This window comes from Clostridioides sp. GD02367, assembly GCF_045900275.1.
Classification (GTDB): Bacteria; Bacillota; Clostridia; order Peptostreptococcales; family Peptostreptococcaceae; genus Clostridioides; species Clostridioides difficile_A.
Window position 1 is genome coordinate 51,583 of record NZ_JBJODK010000005.1, and the last position, 21,704, is coordinate 73,286.

Genomic DNA, 21,704 nt, shown 5'->3' on the forward strand with positions numbered 1-21,704 from the left:
GAAAAAATTTTTTAAGGTAAACGTTTATTAAAAAAAGAAATGTTTACATAACGAATAAATGGCTATAATTTAAATACACAAAGTTATATCAGAGAGAGGAATAAAAATATGTTTAATGAACTTAGAACAAAAGAAAATGTATATAAAAATTTAATAAATGGAAAATGGGTGGAATCTAATTCAAGAAAACCAATAGAAATTTACTCACCAATAGATAATTCTCTTGTTGGTAAAGTACAATCTATGACAAAACACGAAGTAGATAAAGCCATTGAAAATACAAAAGAGAGTATAAAGGTATGGGCTGAAATGCCTGTATACAAGAGAGCTAATATATTCCATAAGGCTGCTGATTTATTGTTAGAAAATATGGACGAGATAGCTAATATATTGGTACTTGAAATAGCCAAAGATATAAAGTCTGCAAGAGCAGAAGTTGAAAGAACGGCAGATTTTTTAAGATATACAGCTGATGTAGGAAAAAATATGGAAGGTGAAGCTATCAGTGGTGATAACTTCCCTGGTGGAACAAGAAATAAGATGTCTTATGTTTCAAGGGTTCCATTAGGTACTGTTTTAGCGATATCTCCTTTTAATTATCCTGTGAATTTATCAATGTCAAAGATTGCACCAGCACTTATTGGTGGAAATGCAGTTGTATTAAAACCTGCCACACAAGGAGCTATTAGTGCACTTCATGTAGTAGAAATTATGAGAAAAGCTGGTATACCAGATGGAGTACTTAACACTATTACAGGTAGGGGTAGTGAGATAGGGGATTATGTTGTAACTCACAAAGGAATTAATTTTATCAACTTTACTGGTAGTACTGAAGTTGGTCAACATATATCTAAAATATCTAGAATGGTACCATTATTATTGGAACTTGGTGGAAAAGATGCCGCTATAGTATTAGAAGATGCAGACTTGGATTTTGCAGCTAAGAATATAGTGTCTGGAGCTTATTCATACTCAGGCCAAAGATGTACAGCAGTGAAGAGAATCCTAGTACAAGAGAGTGTAGCTGATGAATTAGTGGAAAAGATAAAGCCATTAGTAGAGAAGTTAACGATTGGAAATCCAATGGAGGAAGTAGTTATCACGCCTCTTATAGATAACAAAGCGACTGATTTTGTTCAAGGTTTAGTTGATGATGCACTACATAAAGGAGCAAAATTAATAACAGGTAATGTTAGAAAAAATAATTTATTTTATCCAACATTATTAGACAATGTAAATGTTGATATGAAGATTGCTTGGGAGGAGCCTTTTGGCCCAGTACTTCCAATTATAAGAGTTAAAGATATAAATCAAGCAATTGAAATTGCTAATCAGTCAGAGTATGGACTTCAATCATCGGTATTTACAAGTGATATTGATAGGGCATTTTATATTGCTGATAAGCTTGAGGTTGGAACTGTTCAAATAAATAATAAGACTGAAAGAGGGCCAGACCATTTCCCATTCTTGGGTGTAAAGGCATCTGGTATGGGAACTCAAGGAGTTAAGTATTCAATTGAGGCTATGACTAGACCTAAAGCAGTAGTGGTAAATGTTAAAGAGTTATAAAGAAATAGATAGAGTATGGATAAAAATATAGGATAATAACTGGCAATAGAAATATAGAAAAGCAACTAAAAATAATCAATAAATATAAGTGAATAGCTGGAAATATAAAATAAAGTGGAGAATTTAATTCTCCACTTTATTTTTTGAAGTTTTAAGTAAGTTTACTTGATAGAAGTATCTAATCTACTTTATTTTTAAGGAAACATTTAAATATAAAAGATATTCCAAAGAATTTTTAAGATATTTTATCCTAATAGAATTGATATATTTTTGTATTAAATTATCTTAAACTACAGAATAATGTTTAAAAAGATTGTTTTACTTGAATATTTATCCAGTTATACATTTTGATTGACCAGTTACACGAAATATATTGAATATTAAGAAAATTAGTAATATTATATGGATAAATAAAAAAATATATAGGAGGTATTTTATATGAGTCTTTTTGTTGGTGGATGGTCAAAATTTAGAACTGTCGAGGAAGACGATTTAAAAGTATTTAATGAAGCTGTAGGAATGTTAAAAGGTGTTGATTATGAAGCACTTATTGTTGCTACTCAAGTTGTTGCAGGAACAAATTTTAAATTTATTTGTAATGCTACTTCAGTCACAAATCCTCCACACGATTATTTAGCAGAAATAGTAGTTTTCAAACCTCTTCCTTGTGATGAGCATGATGCAACAATTACAAGTATTAATGTAATTAAGTAATATTAATAGGAGCTAGGATATGAGATTAAATATAACAAAACAAAACACTCTAGAGGTTGAAAATAGTAAAAAAGAAGATGTCTATTTTGTAATAGTTGATAATGTTTTCTTTGAACGTCATGGTGATGTATTTAATAGTATCACAGACAATAATTTAAATAATTATAATGTAGAAATATTACCAACTAATAATATTTTCTTAGAATTAAAAATAACATCTACTAAAGATTTAGAACCTGTTTTTATTGTAGTTGAAGATAGACAGTATAATCATGGAAGTGTAATGTTTAAGCCAGTAGTGGTGTAATGTCTAAATTTCTTACAGAAGTATAACTATAATAAAAAGAAAAAAGTCTACAAATATGATAACTATGAAAAGATAGTGTTTAAAAATATAACAAAAAAATATAACTAAATAAATGAACTAATTAAAATAACTGTGTTGACAAAATCTATATTCTGCAACACAGTTATTTTACTAAATAAGATAGAAATTTATCAATTACAAAAGTAAAATAAAACCTTTTATTTAAATCAAAATTTATAATTTAGGGGGCAAATAAATGCTAGAAAATCAAAATCAACTTTTAGATGAAATAACACTCTTATTAGATGAAGGAAAAGTAGCGATAAATAAGGCACAAGGTCAAAATTTAATTCTAGTTCTTGGAGGTACAGGTTGTGGAAAAAGTACTGCAATTAATTATCTTGCGGGATGTGTAATGAAGGAAGTAGAAGATGAAGATACTGGTACATCATATATTGAATGTTTAGACCCTGTAGCAGAGATTGGCTCAGGAGCTGTCTCACAAACTCTATATCCGAATATTGTAGATATGAGAAAACCAGTAGAAGGAATGAATGCAAAATTATGTGACACTGCAGGATTTAGTGATAATAGAGGAGTAGCTCATGATATTAGTGCAGCAGTTTCATTAGGTGAGGTATTTAAAAATTCTGCATCTATATGTGCAGTAATTGTACTAATACCAGAAGCAGACATATTAGACTCTAGACTTACAAAAGTGCTGGATTTATTCCAACAGTTAAATATGTGTCTTCATAAAGATAACTTTAAAGGAAGTATAACTTTTTTCATTTCAAAAAGCTTCTTAGGAAGAACAGAAAAACAATTATATAATATTATCAGAAAAAAATATGAACAGTTGTGTGAATCCTCAGAAAGTAATATAGATGAAAAAGCTTGGTTATTTGAAGAATTGCTAAAAGATAATGGCAAAAATATTCATCTTTGTAAGCCTCTTGTAGCTGAAGAGAGAGAGACTTTATTAAAACAAGCACTAGAATTAAATGAAGTCAAAGATAAGACATCAGCATTCCAATATCCAATTAGCTCGGATGCAAGATTAGTTTTAGATACATTAATAAAAGAGATTCAAAGTAGTATAGTATCTAGTTTAGAAGATTATGTGAAGGCATATACAGAAGACTTTATTAATGTTATTGAAAGAATAACAATGATTCGAGAAATATCAACATATGATAGAGTTGTAGGGACATTTAAAAATTGGTTGGAAAATACATCAAGTCTTACTATAGACAAATTTATTAATGTGTTATCTAAAGAAAGTGGATTATTCTTGAAAGATAGTTGCATGAAGTTACAAAATAAGATAAAGGGAAATTTAGATATAATTGATGCCTTAAGTAAATATACAGAGAATGGAACTGGGGAAATTCTATTACCTTCTGTACACATGGAATCTATTATAGAAAAAGTAAGTAAAAAGATAATGGAGCAAAACTTCACTATAATAAGAAAGAATTTAGAAAAAGTTTTAGTTTCTCATGAAGTACAAAAACAAGTATTTACATTAAAAAATAGAGAAAAATTAATGGAAGTTGCAAATAAAAAGGACTATATGTATAGTGTAAATGATTTTGAAGAAATTTTGATGAATGTTACAACTGTACAGCGTGAAGAATTAGTAGACAGTATAACAAGATTAAATGCATATGGAGAAGAAGGAAACGAAATAATTAGAGAATTTGTAAGTAAATACATCTTAAATCCATTTATAGTAAAAACAATTAATATTAATGATAAGAAGTGTGTTGAAATAAGAGCATTGATTCCAAACTTAGTAATTAGTAGTGTATTGAAATATTTTAAAAATAGAAAAGTAGATGACAATACTACTACATTTATGTTCTTTGCTAAAGAGACTATTTATATGGATGATAACCTTGGAATGGAATTTGCATCAGAGAAAAATATTATTCTTTCTTGTAATAATCTCGATGTAAGTAGCAATGTAAAGATTAACGTAAGTGGAAAGAGTGGAGACCTTGTAGATAATTCTATGTATGGACAAAATGGTAAAGATGGTAGGGATGCAGGTAATATTTACCTATACATTAAGAAAGAAATTAGAAATTATCGCTTAACATTAATTGCAAATGGAGGAAATGGCTCTAAAGGAACAGATGGGAAACGTGGAGATGATGGAGCAAGTGGAGCTAATGGAGCAGATGCAGGATATACAAGTTATTTTGCTGCACAAATATTTAAAGGATATTTTGCAGAAGGCACAAAAGGTAAAAAAGGTGATAAAGGTGGAACTGGTGGAAATGCTGGAATAGGTGGAAATGCTGGTAAGAAAGGTAATATTTACTTCATTTCAGATTCAGAAGAACAAAAAAATATAATAATTAATCATTGTGATGTAACAGTGAGAGATGGAGAAGCAGGTCCAAATGGTGTACCAGGTTCAGGTGGATATGGAGGAAAAGGTGGTTATAATGGTTATAATACGCTTTCATTCTCTGCAAGTGGTATAGATAAGACTCTGTACTATACAGGATATTTTACAAGTTGGGATTATAAAATAGAGAAAGTATTTTATTATCGTGTAGAACTTAGTGGTGGAAGTTGGAGTGAAGGAAAAACAGGACCATCAAGAGAGTATGCTGAATATGGAGATAGAGGAGACAATGGAGGATTTAATGCACCAAATACCAAGATATCAACAGCCGTTTCAAAAGTAGAAGAAAGTCTAATTAAAGAAAAATATCAAAGCTATTGTTCTGAAATATAGAAAGGGATGGATATATGGCAAATAAACTTTATAGTGGAATCGTAAACCTTTTGGAAGAGGGAAGGGACACACTTGAAAAATATAACTTAAAAGAAAAATCAATTTTATTATTCTTAGGCGCTTCAGGTGTTGGAAAGAGTACTTGTATCAATTATTTAAAAGGTTGTGAAATGGAAGAAAAAACAGATGCAGAAACTGGACAAGTATATATTATTGCAAAAGATTCAGCTGTTGAAATTGGTAATGGTGTATACTCTAAGACGTTATGCCCAGAAGTTGTAGATGTTACAAATAGAGAATTTTCATTATGTGATTGTCCAGGATTTTTTGATAATCGTGGACCAGAATATATGATTGCAGGAGCAATGCTTGTAAGAGAAACTATCTTTACATCTTCAAAGGTGAAAGGAATGGTAGTTATTTTAGACTACCAGTCTCTACTGGATTCTAGACATACACTATTAATAGAAACAGCTAAAAACCTAAAAGATATGTTTAATGATTATACAAAGTATAAAGAAAATTTTTTCTTTCTTATTAATAAAATACCTAAGTCACTCAGTGATAAAGTAACTGAAGAGAAAATAAGAGCTATATTGAAGAAAGTAAAAAAAGACCTAGACAGTCAAGAGAAAGATTATGATGGTTACAAGGAGCTAGTATATCTATTAAATGTAATCTTATCAGACAATATATCTATCAAACTGTGTAATCCACTGGATAAAAAGCCAGAAGTATTATTAGATAAAATGAAAAATCTTCCTGGAAATTTTGAAAAGACAGATATGGGCTTGATGCTTACTGCTTCTTGTAAAATAGAAATACAAAAAGCTGTTGATGTAACATATAATGAGATAGAAAAACTTTTAGTTCCTTATATACAAAGTGTAAAAAAAGGTATAGAAGACTCTATTTCCATTTTACCTTCTATAAAAAGTCTAAAAGATACAGAATCACAGTTGGAGAGTATGTATACAAATCTATGTAGTAAAGTAGCTAATATTAGAGAACTTATGGAGTTTGTACAGGAACTTTCATATGGTGACGGATTACAAAAAGTAAATATATTAGAAGAAGTACGCCTTCTCTTAGAACTAAATAGTTATTGTAGTGAAACTCACATTGTTGGCTTAAGCGAGCTATTAAAATCATTACTAAAGAATACATTAGAAGATGCATTGAGGGATATTAGATACTGGATAATAGAAGAGGAAAATAAGAAAGAAGAGGCCAAAAAGCTTGAAGATGCAGAATATAGAAGAGATAAGATTAGAAGTTGTACATATATAAAATCATATGATAAAGAAAATATACTTTCCATGTATATACCTATACCTAAGGTGAATTTATCAGATTTAACTGAAATAATATCTGGTTATCAACTTAATATTTTATCGTCTATATATATGTATGGAGATTGTGAGATAAAAGTTGATTGTAATATGGAAAAAGAAGTTTTCTCAGGTAAAAATATTGTATTGTTAGCAAAAAAATTATGTATACCAGAAGGAACTCATTCAATTAACGTATCTGGTAAAGATGCAGAGCAATTGACTGGAGAAGACACTATTTATAATGGAATGAATGGAAGAGATGGTAATAATGCAGGAACTGCAGGTGACATTTTATTATCTTTTAAAGAGATAGAAAAAAAGGGAGAACTTAAACTTTATGTAGATGGTGGACTAGGTGGAAATGGACAGGATGGAAAAATAGGAGAGACAGGAATAACAGGAGAAATTGGAGCAAATGCAAAGATAGGTTCTGAAAAAGAGTTGAAAGAATTTGCTAACGATAACGATACAAAATATTTTGTGATAAAAGCAGAAAAAGGAAAACAAGGTGGAATTGGAGGTACAGGTGGAGACGGTGGAAATGCTGGTCTTGGAAGTAAATCTGGACAGATTTATCTTCTTGGAAAAGCATCTGTACTAAAAGGTGCTATAAGTACAAAAGATGGACATCATGGTATGGCAGGAAAAGGAGGTTCTGGAGGAAAAGGAGGCTCTGGAGGTCTTGGTGGAATTAGAGGAATATATGAAGAAACAATAAGACGTGGAGAAGGGGGCGATTATAGTGATAGAAACTATTATTATTTTGATAGATATGTATTAAGTTACGCCTCAGACTCAACAGAGGTAGCAGATGATGGAGTAAAATTAAATGCTCTTTATGAAAAACATAAAGATTGGAAAATTAGCAAACGTGAAGATTCAGGTTCAGATGGAGCAGAGGGAAGAGAAGGGCGTTTTGGAAATGCACTAAAAGAAAAGGAATTATTAAAGCAAGAGTATTCTTTATCAATTGATACGTTCTTCTATGAGTTCTTTGATAGATTTGGTTTTACTGGAAGTAAGGGATATAGAAACCTTAAACTGTTATGTGCTGTAGGAATCTTAGAAGCTGATATTTTAGAACTTTCACATATTTATGAGATTTTTCATGCCGTTGAGAAAGTAGAGATGCAGTTAAATAAAGAAATACTTCAAAAGTACTTTAAATTTGAGAGCAAAAAGAAAGAACCACTTTCTATAGAAGATATGAATATAAAGAAAGAATTTTATCAAGAGGCAAAAGAGATTTATGAATATCTTATAAATAAATTGATGCAGTCTGATAAAATAGAATCTTTTGTAGCAGAAAAACAGAATTTTAGTGAATGGAGTATGATTTTATTTGCACTTGAGCAAAAGACTGCGTTCTATGTGCAAATGATAGAGGAAAATGAAATTGGAGGAAATCGTGTTACCGATATTCGTGCTTTAACAAATTACCTAGATAAGACTTTAAAAGAATTGGAACAAGGGCAGAAAGACAAATTAAAAGAAGGATATTTCAACACATATAAAGAAGGTATACTGACTCAAATTGAATCTGGAAATCAGCAAATAGAAGTTTTAAGAAATGAACTTGAGAATAAAATGATTTCTGTTTCTGCAAAAATGAATCTATTGATTCAAGAGATTCTAAAGATAAAAGAAGATGAAAAAGAAGATATAGAGAAACTAAAAGAGAAACAGAAAAAACTTGAGGAACAAATGAAAACACAGTTAATTCTTTCAGGGATACAGAGTGCGTTGAGCTTATTAACAGCATTTAGTGGCATTGGTCAAGCTTGTTTAGGGGCATTTGATAGTGCAAAATCTTTGAGTGAAAATCTTTCAGCTAAAGAAGAAGAATATAACTGGACTAACAGAATGGTTGAGTTCTCAGATTTTAAATTAAGTTCTGAGGGTATTAGTGTTGTTCTTGGAGCTCAATTGAATGATGATAGAAAGAATGTTTTAGAAAAAATGACACATAACTTAGCAGGTGTTGATGAAGGAAAAAGAGAGAAGTTTAATCAGATTAAAGATATTATAGTTAAGTCTGTAGATAATCCTGCATATGCAGAAAGAGATAGTGATATTACAGCGGCAAGAAGTGGATTGGATGAAGGTGAGTATGAGGAAATCTACACAAAAATCCAGAAAAAAGAAATAGGCATGCTAGAAGCAAATTATAGTAACAAACAACAAAAAGATAAATTAGCTGCACTAGAAAAGAGCAAACAAGCTGTTGAAAGACAACAAAAGACAGCTGCTATTAAAAATGCCTTAAGTATTGGTAGTTCTGCTTGTTCTCTTGTCAATACAGCAATTAGTGGTGTTAATAATTGTCTTAATGTAAAGTCTAGTTTTGAAAGTAAGATAGAGGTTGTAAAAGATGCAATTAAGGATAAAGAAAATAATATTAAAAAATTGGATGAATTAAATACTCAGATGGTAGAGTTTAAAGATAAAACTTTTAAAGAATCTATTGCGCCATTTGTAGAAAAATTTGATAGTACAGTTAAAAATCAAGATATTTTCCAAAATGAGATAAGTAAGTTAAAGATGAAGGAAGTTTTAACTGAGTTAATTACAAAATTTGAAGGTCTAAAAATGGAAAACTCAGCAGAGATTTCTGGAATATTTAAAAAGGTACAAGATATGATGGAAACTCAGATTATCATTACTGATAAGATTGACAAGAAAAAAGATAACCTTGCAATGGGAGAATTAATTTATCAAATGTCTGATAGTGGTAATCAAATGAATGAATATCAGAAAAAACTTATTCATCAAATTGAATTAAATCAAGTTAGATATTTGTGTCAGCTAGAGGCAGCTGCTTTTCAATTATGGACATTCCCGTTTGGAAGTAATATAGTAAATATCTTAAATAGATGCCATGTAGGGATTACAGAAGATGAAAATGAGGTTGTAAATCAAGCTAAAGAGCAAAATAGACAGATTAAAGATTTTCTAGACCAAGATACTTATCAATGGCAAAGAACAGATAATCATATTCTAAAAGTACCATTGGTAGGAAGTTTAGGTGGAAAGAGTAAAGTAGGATTTGAAAATACATATTCTTTATATACTTGTAGTGAAGAAGAAGTGAAGAAGCTTTTGACTGGGGAGGAAATTAACTTTGAGATTCCAGTAAATCAAAACTTTGATGCTATGAAATATGTAACTATTTATGCTAATATCCCTAATCTTAGACGAAATATTTTAGATGATAGTGCAAAAGTAAACGTGCATATGCGTTTATACGATAGTGGATATTTTTCACTATATGATGATAGAAAAGACGTCTATTATCAATATGTATTTCCACAAAACTATATTGATATCACACATGGTCTTGATGTTAAGTACAATGATTCAGATTCAATAAACTCAATATGGTCTTCAGTAGAAGATAAAGGAATAGAAAAGTTCAAGAATGCAGGATTAAATTCTGGGAGAAGCCCATACTCTATGGCTAAGGTTTCTTTGAAGTCTCATTTTAATAAAAAACTTTCTTATGATTTATTGACGAATGAACAGAAGAAGAAACTAGAATCGTATTTTAATACATCTAGTAAATACGCATGGAGTGAGAGTATAGATATATTGAAAAGTCTTGGATATGTTGATTTGAAAGGTGTTTTAGCAAGAAATTGGTCTGAAATCAAGAAAGATATAGATAATGATGGAGAGATTATGAAGCATTTCTCAATATTACAGGCTGATTTATTGGAAAGAATTATTTATGAACAGACTAGTATATTGAAAGCAAATATACCTGACTTGACGATTGAATTTGTAGGGTGTGGTATTTATGTAGAGTCTGAATTTAATTATTTAAAGCAAAATGAGTTAAGATGTTATGAGCAAAGATTAGTTAAAAATACAGTTGAGGAATAGTCTTTAAATAGGTATGAAAAAATCTAAAAAAGCACTTTTAAATATTTTGTTTAAAAGTGCTTTTTTTAATATGAATTATAAATTTATTATATGTACATATGTTTTGTAAGGAGTTTTATATAATTAGGATTAATTGTAGTTATAAGAATTAGAGTCTTCTAATAAATTTGTCATACTTTTTAAACTTATTCCAACAGTAGAGGCATTGTGTAAAAAGGCAGATGTACTTGGTCTAACAAATCCACCAACACCAAGTAAAATCAGACCTAAATTAAAGCCTATAATAAACTTAGAACTTAAATCAATTCTCTTCATAAGCTTATCACTAATCTGTTTTAAAACGATTAAGTTATTTAAATTATCTGCTGATATGGTAATATCTGAAATCTCTCTTGCTATTTCAGCACCTTCACTCATTGCAATTCCGACATCTGATTCTGAAATAGCAGGGGAATCATTGATTCCATCTCCAATCATAATCACTTTTCGACCATTTAGTTTTTCATTTTTGACAAAGTTGGCTTTATCTTCTGGTAAGACTTCTGAATAATATTCATCAACGCCAATTTTACTTGCTATAGATTTTGCTGTTTTTTCACTATCTCCAGTCATCATCACAATCTTTTTAATTCCATATTCTTTCAAATTTGAAATTACATATTTTGCTTCTTCTCTTAGAGGGTCATTAATGCAAATAACTGCTGATAACTTGCCCGATATTGCCATAAATAGGTGTGAATATTCATCTGATAGATTATTATACTTCTCATCTTCACCATCTGGAATAGTACACTTCTCATCTTCAAATACGAAGTGTTTGCTACCTATTATAACTTTTTTATTATCAACTTTTGTTGAGATACCATGTGCAATAATGTATTCTATCTCTGTATGCATCTCTTTGTGACTAAGCCCTTGTTTTTCAGCTTCATATACTACTGCATTTGCTATAGAGTGTGGGAAGTGTTCTTCTAAGCAAGCTGCAAGTCTTAACATTTCTTTCTTATTATAATCTTGGAATGTAATTATATCTGAAACAGTCGGTTGAGCTTTTGTTAGTGTGCCTGTCTTATCAAATACAATAGTATCTGCACATGCCACACCTTCAAGAAATTTTCCACCCTTTACAGTAATGTTGTGATTGTTACATTCTCTCATAGCTGACAGTACAGAAATAGGGATGGAAAGTTTTAATGCACATGAGAAATCTACCATCAATATAGAGAGTGCTTTTATAGGATTTCTAGTAATTGCATAGGTTAATATGCTTCCTAAAAAACTGTATGGAACTAATGTATCTGCTAGATGTTCAAATTTACTTTCCACAGAGGATTTTAATTTCTCAGATTCTTCAATCATGGTTACTATTTTTTGAAATCTAGTAGTACCAGCTTTTTCTTTGACACACATGACAATATTGCCTTGTTCTATTACAGTTCCAGCATATATGTAAGAGCCTTCTCTTTTGTTGATTGCAAGAGATTCACCTGTAAGTGATGCTTGATTAACCATTGCTTCTCCTGATACTATAACCCCATCGAGTGGAATCATATTTCCCATATTTACACTGACTAAGTCGTCTTCTTTTATTTCTGAAATTGGAACTAGTATTTCGGTATCATCTTTTTTTAACCATACTTTTTCAATGTTCAATGACATACTTTGAGCTAAATCGTCTATAGATTTTTTTCTGGTCCATTCTTCTAGTAATTCGCCTATACCAAGAAGAAACATGACTGACCCAGCTGTATTGACATCTTTTCTAAAAATAGAGATGCCTATAGCAGTGGCATCTAAAACAGAAATTTCTATTTTTTTATTTAGTAGAGAAGAGATACCTTTTTTAAAATATTTTATAGAGTGAAATCCTATTAAAAAAAATCTTAAGGACTTTGGGAAAAATATTTTAGAGACACTCTTAACAAGTAGCTTGTTTACTAATTTATCTCTATAGTAATTATTTAATTCTCTGCTAGTATGTTCAGGGACTAGACTTTCTATTTTGCTATTATTAAAACTAAACTTAGTGATTTCTGTTATTATGTATTCTCTTTCTCCAGTGTAATAAACAACTGCATCACCAGTTCTATCGTAAACTTTTGCTTTAGTAATACCATTTATAGAAGTTAAATAATATAAGAGAGTATCTGATTGCTTACTATTTAATTTACCAAGTTGTAAATCAAAGCGTATACGACCTCTTATTTCATGTTTTATATAAAAATTCAATTTACTTCCTCCTGATACTATTAATCATAATACTTGGTACTATTAACTATGATATTTGATATTATTGATTATAATACTTTGTATAATTAACTATAGTACCTAATATTATTAATCATAATAATCGTTAAATTTATTCTCCTGTGCAAGCGCTATTTTTTTCTTCAGTTTCATTTTCTTTGATTTCTTCATATTTAATGCTATTACAATTAGTATCTTCTACAGTTTTTATAGCTTCAGTTTTAGGAGCTTCTTGTTCATATTTAGAGACTTCTTGTATAGCGTTTGCCTTAGATGTTGATGATTCCTCCTGTTCGTTGATTTCTTTTGCTTCTGCTAAAATATCTTCTACGTTTTCTTGGATTTTAGTAGTTGTTTCAAGTACAGAGTCTTTAACTTTTAATGCCCCTGCTGTTGCACGAGTGCAAGTTTTTTTTGCACAGTCGCTTGAAAGTATCTTAACACCTAAAGTGCCAAAAAGTACTCCTCCTAAAAATATCCCTGTTTTTTTCATTTTTAAAATATTCATTTTACCTTATCCTTTCGTTTAGTTAGATTTTATTTATATTTATGTACAGAGTAATAAATGCTTGAAGTAACTCTTATATAGCTGATACAATTTTCTATATTTATTTTATATTTTAGAAAATTCTTGATATCTATTTCAAAAATTAAAAATTCAATAATAATTGTTATTAATAGATTTTTAAAATCATATGACATTTATTACCATTTATGAAATTAAGTATAGCATGAGCGAATGGTATTTTCAACAGAAAATGATAATTTATATCAATTAATTTGGTTGGTTTGTGAAAGAATGTAGTAGGAGAGTTTAAGGTGTTGAGATTAAGAATTTTTCTATAGTGGAATTTTATAATGATTTATATGAGTGTTGGCATATGTATGAGTGTTAGCATATGTATGGGATTTGCAATCGTCAAAAAGCTAGAGATTTATGTTTTAATTCTCTAGCTTCTTATTTATTTTCTATACATGATGCTGGGATAGCACCATGTTAGAATTTTTATTATAACCATTTTATCGATGGATGAGGAACAGCTCTGCCTTCCTTAGTTATATGTGTTGTAGGGAATCCAATTGCACAGGCATCAAATCCATATTCTCCTGTTGGGACTCCTAAAATATCGCAGAAATCTTTATTATTGCCTAATCTTCCTATTACACTAACAAGTTCAAGACCTAATCCTAAAGCCGTTGATTTAAGCCACATATTTTGCATCACATGAGACAATGATTTTTGTTCTATGGCTGGTATTCCACGACGTTCTGCCACAATAATAAGATAAGGTGCTGTCCCTATACCAAGAACTCCTTTTTTAACTTGCATCTTTAAAGAAGCAATGAAGGATTGAAGAGTGATGTTGTTCTCGGCTTCCTTCTCAAGGGTTGATATTTGAGTTTTAATAACATCAATAAGAATAGTTTTTATTTTATCCATTTGTAAACTGTTATTTGAAATAACAAAGAAATGTCTGAAATCTGTTTGTTTTGCTACTGCAAGTATTGCATAAGGTGCAAGTCTTCCAGTTTCAATTATTTCTTCAACAAGTTCTTTTGAGGGTACTTCTTTTGTAAAACTTCTTACAGATCTTCGAGTTCTTAATAGCATATCCAAAACTTCATTAACATTGCTTTTGTCTAAATTGTTCATTTTGTCCTCCACTAATCAATACATCTACCAAATTATTAAATTTATATCCAATTCATAATTCAATAGATATTTGATATATTCCATTCATTAATATTATTCTTAGGATATTTTATAATACATTCATTAAAGGTAAACTTTTTGGTCATGTTAAACACCTTCTCCAAATTAATTTACTGTTTTTTATGAACACATTGTTGATTAATAGCCTATATGTATATTATAATGTTTATGTTGTTTTATACAATAAACAATAATATTTAAACTGTTAAGTAATGGACATTTACCAGAAAATTGTTAATTAAAATAAAAAAATTTATATAGAATGAGGAAATAATTCATGAATAAAACATCTAGTGATAGAAGAACAATACGTACTAAAAAGATGATTAGGTCTGCCTTAGCAGAGTTAATAGATGAGAAAGGATTCAACAATGTATCAGTTACTGACTTAACTCAAAGGGCAGATATAAATAGAGGAACTTTTTATCTGCACTATGTCGACAAGTTTGACTTGTTAGAGAAGATTGAAGATGAAATCATACAGGAAATTGAAGAAGAGACTAAGCATCTTGATTCAGTCAATATGATGAACATAGATGCTTCAAATGAGCCCCTTCCGTTTATGGTAAAAATTTTTAAATATTTTAGAGACAATTCAGTGATTATTAAGTCTATTTTAGGACCAAAAGGTGACCCTACTTTTGAAAGAAAGATAAAAAGCTTTATTGAGACCAATTTGTTTGAGAAACAAAAGCTTAAAAATTTTAATATAGATGAGGCAGTAATTTCAGAAGAATATTTTATACAATATATACTTTCAGCAGACTTAGGTGTAATTCAACATTGGCTTGAAAAAGACATGAAAGAATCTCCTGAAGAAATGGCACTAATACTTGCTAGAATGTCATTACTTGGTCCATTAAGAGCACTTGGTATTCGTAAAGACTTATAAATAAGTTTTAGATATTAAGATAAATATATCAAGCAATAAAATATAGTTTACTGTGAAGAAGTTTCTATTTTTTGATTCTATTGTAGAAATATGGTATATCTACACACAACATACACAACAAGATGCACTTACTTGATTAACCCTTGTTTAAGTGCATCTTCTATTGCTTTTTTTATAACTTTGCTTGAGTTTGTAGCACCTGATATAGCATCTACATCTATTTTTTGCTCATTGAGTACTTCACCAATGACTTTCTCAGCTTTTTGACCCCTTTCATTTTTATGTTCCAATATATTGATGTTTGTAATTTTACCACTGTTTACAACAACTTCTACCTTAGCAGAGATAAGATTTACATTGCAATTCCCAATATAAGTTCCATCTTTAACATCAGAAAGCTTTATATTTTCAAAGGTCATATTCTTTACTGTCTGTTGATAGTCATGTACTCGTTTCATATAGATTCCAAAACATATAAAACCTATCAATAAAACAACAACAATAGTACGATAAATGATTTTTTTACTTTTAATTTTCATTTTAATACCTCTCAATTTTTTAGTTAAAATATTTGTATTTCTTTATTTTTAATATATATAACCACTTATTTGATGATGGAATTATTTTGAGATAGAGCGATAGAGTGTGTCAAATCCATATTTTAGAAATTCTTCTTTAGAGAGTTTGAGTTCTTGTTTTATATAAGCTTCTTTATTAGTTGCTGTTTGTATCAAACCAGATAACATTCCCCAAAATGAAAAAATAGTAGGCATAATTTTAATATCGTCTCTAAGCTCGCCTGATAGGATACCATAACTTACAAATTGCTTTATTTTATCGTTGATTTCCTCACCAACACGGAAAGTTTCTTTTTCTTCAGGTAAATAGTCTGTACTTTCAAAGTCAATGTTTATTTCATCAAGAGCTATTTTGAAGTAAAATGGAAATTCTTCTTGATATCTTAGTAGAGAATTGCAGATAAAATCATATCTTGCTCTCGTACTTTCTTGTTCTTCTAAAGAGTGGGTAATGTATGTATGTAGTTTTTTCATGCTTTCAAGTACTAGTACACCTACAATTTCTTCTTTGTTTTTGAAATATACATATATGGTAGCTTTGCTATAGCCAGCTTCTTTTGCAATATCATCCATTGAAGTAGCCTCAATCCCTTTTTTCATAAATAAAGTTTGGGCTGATGAAGCAATGTTTTCACGATGTACACTTCTTGGTTCTTTTTTTCTTCTTCCCATGATATAATCCTTCCTTAAAATTAATTAAACTGGTAGTTTAATTATAATTAGGGTTAGTTATTTTGTCAATCAGTATTTGGGAGTTATTGCATAATAAAAAGCACCAAAGAATGATGATTTATGCTTTATCATTATTGATGCCATTTATGTTAATTTATTTTATGTTTTTAGAGTTTTTTTATATCATGAAATATGGATAAAAAAATTCTGTTTTCTTCTTTTATAGATATGAAAAAAGCCGTTAATATTGTTGGACTAACGGCTCATATTAAAGTATTAAATTTAAATTTGTCTGAGTTACATTATATTTATTAGTTGTAGGTTTTTTGTTTTGTCTATGTACTCAAATACCAAGTATACCCATACCTATCAAGTACTTCAGCACCACCATCATTTTCATCTGGAGGTGGGTGAGGTAAAAATTTTTGCACAAGCGTACCACCCTCAGCAAGTTTTACAGATATTTCTTCAATCACTTCTCGAGATGGTAACACAACGCAAATCGCCATGCCAGAAATTAAAACAGGTTCTTCTGTATCTACGCCCATTATACAGCCATCATACTTTGTGAAAGTGACACTTGCGTGTATAATAGGATTGTTCGGGTTGTTGTTTAGTCGTACAAACCTAGTTTTTCCACCTCCAAAAGCCTCAGCATAAAAGTTAAATGCTTCTTCACAAGTATTATTGAAGGTTAAATATGGAGTTAATATGGTAAACATCTCCTTTCTTTGGTACAAAATATAAATAATTTGCAGTTATAATTACTCTACAAATTAAGAATTACTAACATTAGTATACCAGAAATACTGATAATTTATATTACTGAAAAAGAAATTCTTGGATATTTTCGAAGTCTTGATTGTAACAATAATAAACAGTTTGCCTTGATTTATCATAAACCATTGAAAACTTTGTTATCCATTCGCCTTCACTTTGTTTGACTGCTTCCAATATCTCAAAGGCTTTTTCTACATTCATATTAACTGATAAGGAGAGTAAGGATATACTCTTATACAAATTGAATCGACAAGTAGATAATGGTAAAATGAACTTAGAAAAAGCAATAATGCAGTTTATACAAATGGGAGGATTATAATGGATTTTCACAAGGTTTATACCTTGCTGGAGTAGAGTGTATAGATGATGCAGAGCCACCAAATGGTTGAGTAAAGTGGGCTGTGCCTAGTTATGAATATATCTATGTTGAAAATGAGGGAAAAGATACTTTCCAAACTGTTACTTTGTATCTACATGAAAATAATATCACCCTTGCTGGCTCAGTACATGATTTTAATTGCCCTATAACTGGCAAAGGATATATGTTTTTCCCAATACTCAGATTGTAAGCATACTTCCATATGAAAGTAATAAATGTTTTAGTTATGATAAAACTTACTATTTTACTGTAAAGAAATCAAATATTGATATACTAGTAGACAATATTACTAAAGCATTTTTATACTCAAATTTTCTATAGAACAAGGAATTATATTGTATCTAAAAAATATCAAAAACTAACGTTGCTTAGGTGGAGTTTTCTTTGCTCGTATATATTGAATAATGTCGAGTAAATCTGCATCTTCTAAAATACGATATTTAATCCAGCCTCCATTATCACCACAAGGATAACGATTTGACCAGTATTCTTTAGCTTTTGGTGTTAAGGCAATTAGTATTTTTTCTACTGCTGGAACTTGTTTGTCACCTATCTGAATCATAACAGTGAATGCCCCTTTTTCAAAGAAAGCATAGCATAGATGAAAAGATTTATGACTATATTTGTAACCCCAACCATAGTTATTCCCAAAAGTGAATCGAAGTTCTTTTGATAAGCTATATTGAGTTTCAAGGTAAGTTTCTAACTTACACAAGCGTGTATACCCATCTTTACCTATGTATTCAATTATTTGAGATAAGCTAGGTTTATTGTTTTTTTCAAGCATACGTTCGTACATTAGATTTCACTCCCTAAACATGTAATTTGTAATTAGAATTAATATCCTAGTGATAATTTATAGTATAAGTTTAAGTCCTTGTTAAGTTTGTAAGTAAGCTGAGGACTATTTTTTATATACATTTTCATAAAGTATCTTATTTTTACTTTTAGTATAACAAAGTAATTATGATAACTAGTATAACAAAGTAATTATGACAACAGTTTGTCATGTTTTGTAAGTCTTGCCTATATAATATGTATAAAATACAAAGTAGTTAATATTAATAATAATATTGATGGCTAGAAAATATTATATTTATATTTGTTGGAAAATAATGTAAAAGAATGATAAAATAGAGTTTATAATATAAAAGTAAAATTATATTATAATTATATGTATTTGTTGGATTTATGTATTTAAATACTGTAGAATTTATGTTAATTATCGCTAAAAAAGCATAATACTACGGTGTAAGGTTTTATAAACTTCTAATTGAAAGGGGAGAATTCAAATGGATAAAAGGTACTTAAAATCCAATGTGTTTGAAGCTTTTCAAGATAGACTTTCTTATATTTTCAGTGAATTTGATTATGTCTATGTGTCTTTCAGTGGAGGAAAAGATAGTGGTTTATTATTGAATTTAGTTTTGGATTATAAGAGAAAGCATAATATAAGTTCCAAAATTGGAGTATTTCATCAGGATTTTGAAGCTCAATACAGTATGACAACTGAGTATGTTGAAAAAACATTTGAAGAGAATCTTGAAGATATTGAGCCATATTGGGTGTGTTTGCCGATGGCCACAAGAACGGCTGTAGGAAATTATGAAATGTTTTGGTATCCATGGGATGATGAGAAAGAAGAGTTATGGGTAAGAAAAATGCCAGTCAAAGAATACATAATAAATCAAGAAAATAACCCATTTGTCTATTATAAATATAAGATGAGGCAAGAAAGTTTGGCAAAACAATTTGGCAGATGGATGAGGGACAAGCATAAAGGTGCAAAAGTTGCTTGTTTATTAGGAACAAGAGCGTCGGAATCATTACAACGCTACTGTGCTATTGTAAATAAACAGCATGGATATAAAGGAAAGTGCTGGATAACGAATCAATTTAAAAATGTATGGACAGCATCTCCTATATATGATTGGGAAATAGAAGATGTTTGGCTAGCTAACTATAAGTTCAACTATGATTACAATAAAATTTATGATTTATTCTATAAAGCTGGTGTAGCTCCAAGAAGTATGAGAGTAGCATCTCCATTTAATGATTCAGCGAAGGATAGTTTAAATTTATATAGGGTATTAGACCCAGATGTATGGATGAAATTAGTTGCTAGAGTACAAGGAGTCAATTTCACCTCTATTTATGGAAAAACAAAAGCTATGGGGTACCGAAGTATTTCATTGCCAGATGGACATACTTGGAAAAGCTTCACCTATTTTTTACTTGACACTTTACCTGAAAATATAAGAAAAAATTATATTAAGAAATTTTCAACATCTATTGATTTTTGGCACAATAGAGGAGGAGGCTTGCCAGAAATCGTTATACATGAATTGATAATGAAAGGATATAAAATAGAATTAAATGGAGTTTCAAATTATACAAAAGATAAAAAAATTAGAGTTAAATTTTTAGGTGATATACCTGATGATACAGATGATATCAAGTTTACCAAAGATATTCCAAGTTGGAAGAGAATGTGCTATTGTATTTTAAAAAATGACCATATGTGTAAATTTATGGGATTTAGTCCTACAAAAGAACAAAGAGTTAGGACAGAATATATTAAGAAAAAATATGAAAAAATTCATGAGATAGGAGTTAAGGTGCTATGAAACAGAAAAGTCCCGTATATGGAATCATTGCAGTACCCATTGAAAAGATAGAATCTAACGACTATAATCCAAATACAGTAGCCCCACCAGAAATGCAGTTGTTATATAAAAGTATTAAAGAAGATGGGTATACAATGCCAATTGTTTGTTATTATAATCAGGAAAAAGACAAGTATGTTATTGTAGATGGTTTCCATCGTTATAGAGTAATGCTTGAAAATAAGGATATCTATGATAGAGAGAATGGACTTCTTCCTGTTTCAATAATTGATAAATCTCTTGATGAGAGAATGGCAAGTACTATTCGACATAATCGTGCAAGGGGCTCACATAATGTGGATTTAATGAGTACTATTATAACTGAACTGTGTGAAATTGGAAAATCTGATGAATGGATATCAAAGCATCTAGGTATGGAGACTGATGAAATTCTTAGATTAAAGCAAATAACTGGATTATCTTATTTGTTTAAGGATAAAGAGTTTAATAATTCATGGATTCCGTCTGATTCTGATAATATGTAAGAAAATTAAGAGTATACATTAAAAATGAAGAGTTTTAAGTTTATATATAAATACAGAGAAAGGGCTGTCTCAAAATGAATTTTTTGGTTCGTGAGACACTCTTTTTTTTATGAAATTAAATATATTTTCATCATTTTAATAATGAAAAAGAGGCTTATCTATATTTTGAGATAGCCTCTTTTTTATTTATATAAATGTTAATACCATATATGAATGTAGAAGTCTTAATACTATATTTGTATAAATGTTAATACCATATATGAACGTAGAAGTCTTAATACTATATTTGTGTAAATGTTAATATCATATACGAATGTAGAAGTCTTAATATTATATTTGTATAAATGTTAATATCATATATGAATGTAGAAGTCCTAATATTATATTTGTATAAATGCTAATACCATACATGAATATAGAAGTCTTAATACTATATATGAAGATATGAATTTTAAGACTAGATAATGAAAATGTAATTATTAAAATCATATATGAAGCATGCTTTTATAATGCAACTAAATAAAATTATAAAATAAATAGACTTGTTTTATTTAAGCTAGATTTAGATTTTAGAAAATAAAATCATAAAATTCGATAAATTTTAAAAATGATTTATTGATTGAAAAAATAGTATTAAAATATCAATTTTTATTTATTTTAGTGATAAAGAGTAACATTTTGACGAGAAATAAATATTATATAGTAAATAGTAATTGTGTTATAAGAAATTGTA

15 protein-coding genes are annotated in these 21,704 nt (G+C 29.4%); 8 read left to right on the forward strand and 7 right to left on the reverse strand.

Translation table 11 applies throughout. The annotated features are described in order from the left end of the window. The first annotated feature begins 108 nt into the window (after positions 1 to 108). The 5 genes from Q3223_RS08385 to Q3223_RS08405 all read left to right on the forward strand — a co-directional run bounded on the left by Q3223_RS08385 (position 109) and on the right by Q3223_RS08405 (position 10,558). Positions 109 to 1,569, forward strand: coding sequence for an NADP-dependent glyceraldehyde-3-phosphate dehydrogenase (locus tag Q3223_RS08385; RefSeq protein ID WP_074179079.1), 1,461 nt, complete (start codon positions 109 to 111; stop codon positions 1,567 to 1,569). A gap of 438 nt (positions 1,570 to 2,007) precedes the next feature. Next, a complete protein-coding gene (locus tag Q3223_RS08390) occupies positions 2,008 to 2,283 on the forward strand; it encodes a hypothetical protein (protein WP_054269107.1) in 276 nt (91 codons plus the stop codon). A gap of 19 nt (positions 2,284 to 2,302) precedes the next feature. Beyond that, complete coding sequence (locus Q3223_RS08395) at positions 2,303 to 2,590, forward strand: hypothetical protein (RefSeq protein ID WP_054269108.1); 288 nt, start codon at positions 2,303 to 2,305, stop codon at positions 2,588 to 2,590. 256 nt (positions 2,591 to 2,846) lie between these two features. Next, positions 2,847 to 5,342: an ATP-binding protein gene (locus Q3223_RS08400; protein WP_407811839.1), complete on the forward strand. Its 2,496-nt coding sequence runs from the start codon at positions 2,847 to 2,849 to the stop codon at positions 5,340 to 5,342. 14 nt (positions 5,343 to 5,356) lie between these two features. Continuing rightward, on the forward strand, positions 5,357 to 10,558 hold the full coding sequence (locus Q3223_RS08405; RefSeq protein ID WP_407811840.1) for a hypothetical protein: 5,202 nt from the start codon (positions 5,357 to 5,359) through the stop codon (positions 10,556 to 10,558). A 129-nt stretch (positions 10,559 to 10,687) separates the two neighbouring features. On the opposite strand, the gene Q3223_RS08410 is transcribed toward Q3223_RS08405, so the two are convergent. From Q3223_RS08410 to Q3223_RS08420, 3 genes are all read right to left on the reverse strand, one after another. Further along, entirely contained in the window at positions 10,688 to 12,787 is a 2,100-nt protein-coding gene (locus Q3223_RS08410) for a heavy metal translocating P-type ATPase (RefSeq protein WP_407811841.1), read from the reverse strand. A 130-nt stretch (positions 12,788 to 12,917) separates the two neighbouring features. Further along, positions 12,918 to 13,313: a DUF6110 family protein gene (locus tag Q3223_RS08415; protein ID WP_074179083.1), complete on the reverse strand. Its 396-nt coding sequence runs from the start codon at positions 13,311 to 13,313 to the stop codon at positions 12,918 to 12,920. A gap of 501 nt (positions 13,314 to 13,814) precedes the next feature. After that, entirely contained in the window at positions 13,815 to 14,459 is a 645-nt protein-coding gene (locus Q3223_RS08420; RefSeq protein WP_054269113.1) for a nitroreductase family protein, read from the reverse strand. A 337-nt stretch (positions 14,460 to 14,796) separates the two neighbouring features. Here Q3223_RS08420 and Q3223_RS08425 point away from each other — a divergent pair, with 337 nt between their 5' ends. After that, positions 14,797 to 15,411 (forward strand): TetR/AcrR family transcriptional regulator, encoded by a 615-nt coding sequence (locus tag Q3223_RS08425; RefSeq protein ID WP_054269114.1) that lies wholly within the window; start codon positions 14,797 to 14,799, stop codon positions 15,409 to 15,411. 128 nt (positions 15,412 to 15,539) lie between these two features. On the opposite strand, the gene Q3223_RS08430 is transcribed toward Q3223_RS08425, so the two are convergent. From Q3223_RS08430 to Q3223_RS08445, 4 genes are all read right to left on the reverse strand, one after another. Continuing rightward, the gene (locus Q3223_RS08430; protein ID WP_284181643.1) at positions 15,540 to 15,950 is read right to left on the reverse strand and encodes an FMN-binding protein; all 411 of its coding nucleotides are present in this window, start codon (positions 15,948 to 15,950) and stop codon (positions 15,540 to 15,542) included. Positions 15,951 to 16,031: 81 nt separating this feature from the next. After that, the gene (locus Q3223_RS08435; protein WP_074179085.1) at positions 16,032 to 16,661 is read right to left on the reverse strand and encodes a TetR/AcrR family transcriptional regulator; all 630 of its coding nucleotides are present in this window, start codon (positions 16,659 to 16,661) and stop codon (positions 16,032 to 16,034) included. Between the two features lie 335 nt (positions 16,662 to 16,996). Further along, complete coding sequence (locus tag Q3223_RS08440; protein ID WP_074179086.1) at positions 16,997 to 17,383, reverse strand: VOC family protein; 387 nt, start codon at positions 17,381 to 17,383, stop codon at positions 16,997 to 16,999. Between the two features lie 795 nt (positions 17,384 to 18,178). Further along, the gene (locus tag Q3223_RS08445; RefSeq protein WP_407811842.1) at positions 18,179 to 18,619 is read right to left on the reverse strand and encodes a DUF3788 domain-containing protein; all 441 of its coding nucleotides are present in this window, start codon (positions 18,617 to 18,619) and stop codon (positions 18,179 to 18,181) included. Between the two features lie 493 nt (positions 18,620 to 19,112). On the opposite strand from Q3223_RS08445, the gene Q3223_RS08450 reads away from it, so the two are divergent. Both Q3223_RS08450 and Q3223_RS08455 read left to right on the forward strand, forming a co-directional pair. Next, positions 19,113 to 20,447, forward strand: coding sequence for a DUF3440 domain-containing protein (locus Q3223_RS08450; RefSeq protein ID WP_223152721.1), 1,335 nt, complete (start codon positions 19,113 to 19,115; stop codon positions 20,445 to 20,447). After that, positions 20,444 to 20,971 (forward strand): ParB/RepB/Spo0J family partition protein, encoded by a 528-nt coding sequence (locus tag Q3223_RS08455; protein ID WP_054269119.1) that lies wholly within the window; start codon positions 20,444 to 20,446, stop codon positions 20,969 to 20,971. The genes Q3223_RS08450 and Q3223_RS08455 overlap by 4 nt, the downstream gene beginning before the upstream one ends. Positions 20,972 to 21,704 lie beyond the last annotated feature (733 nt).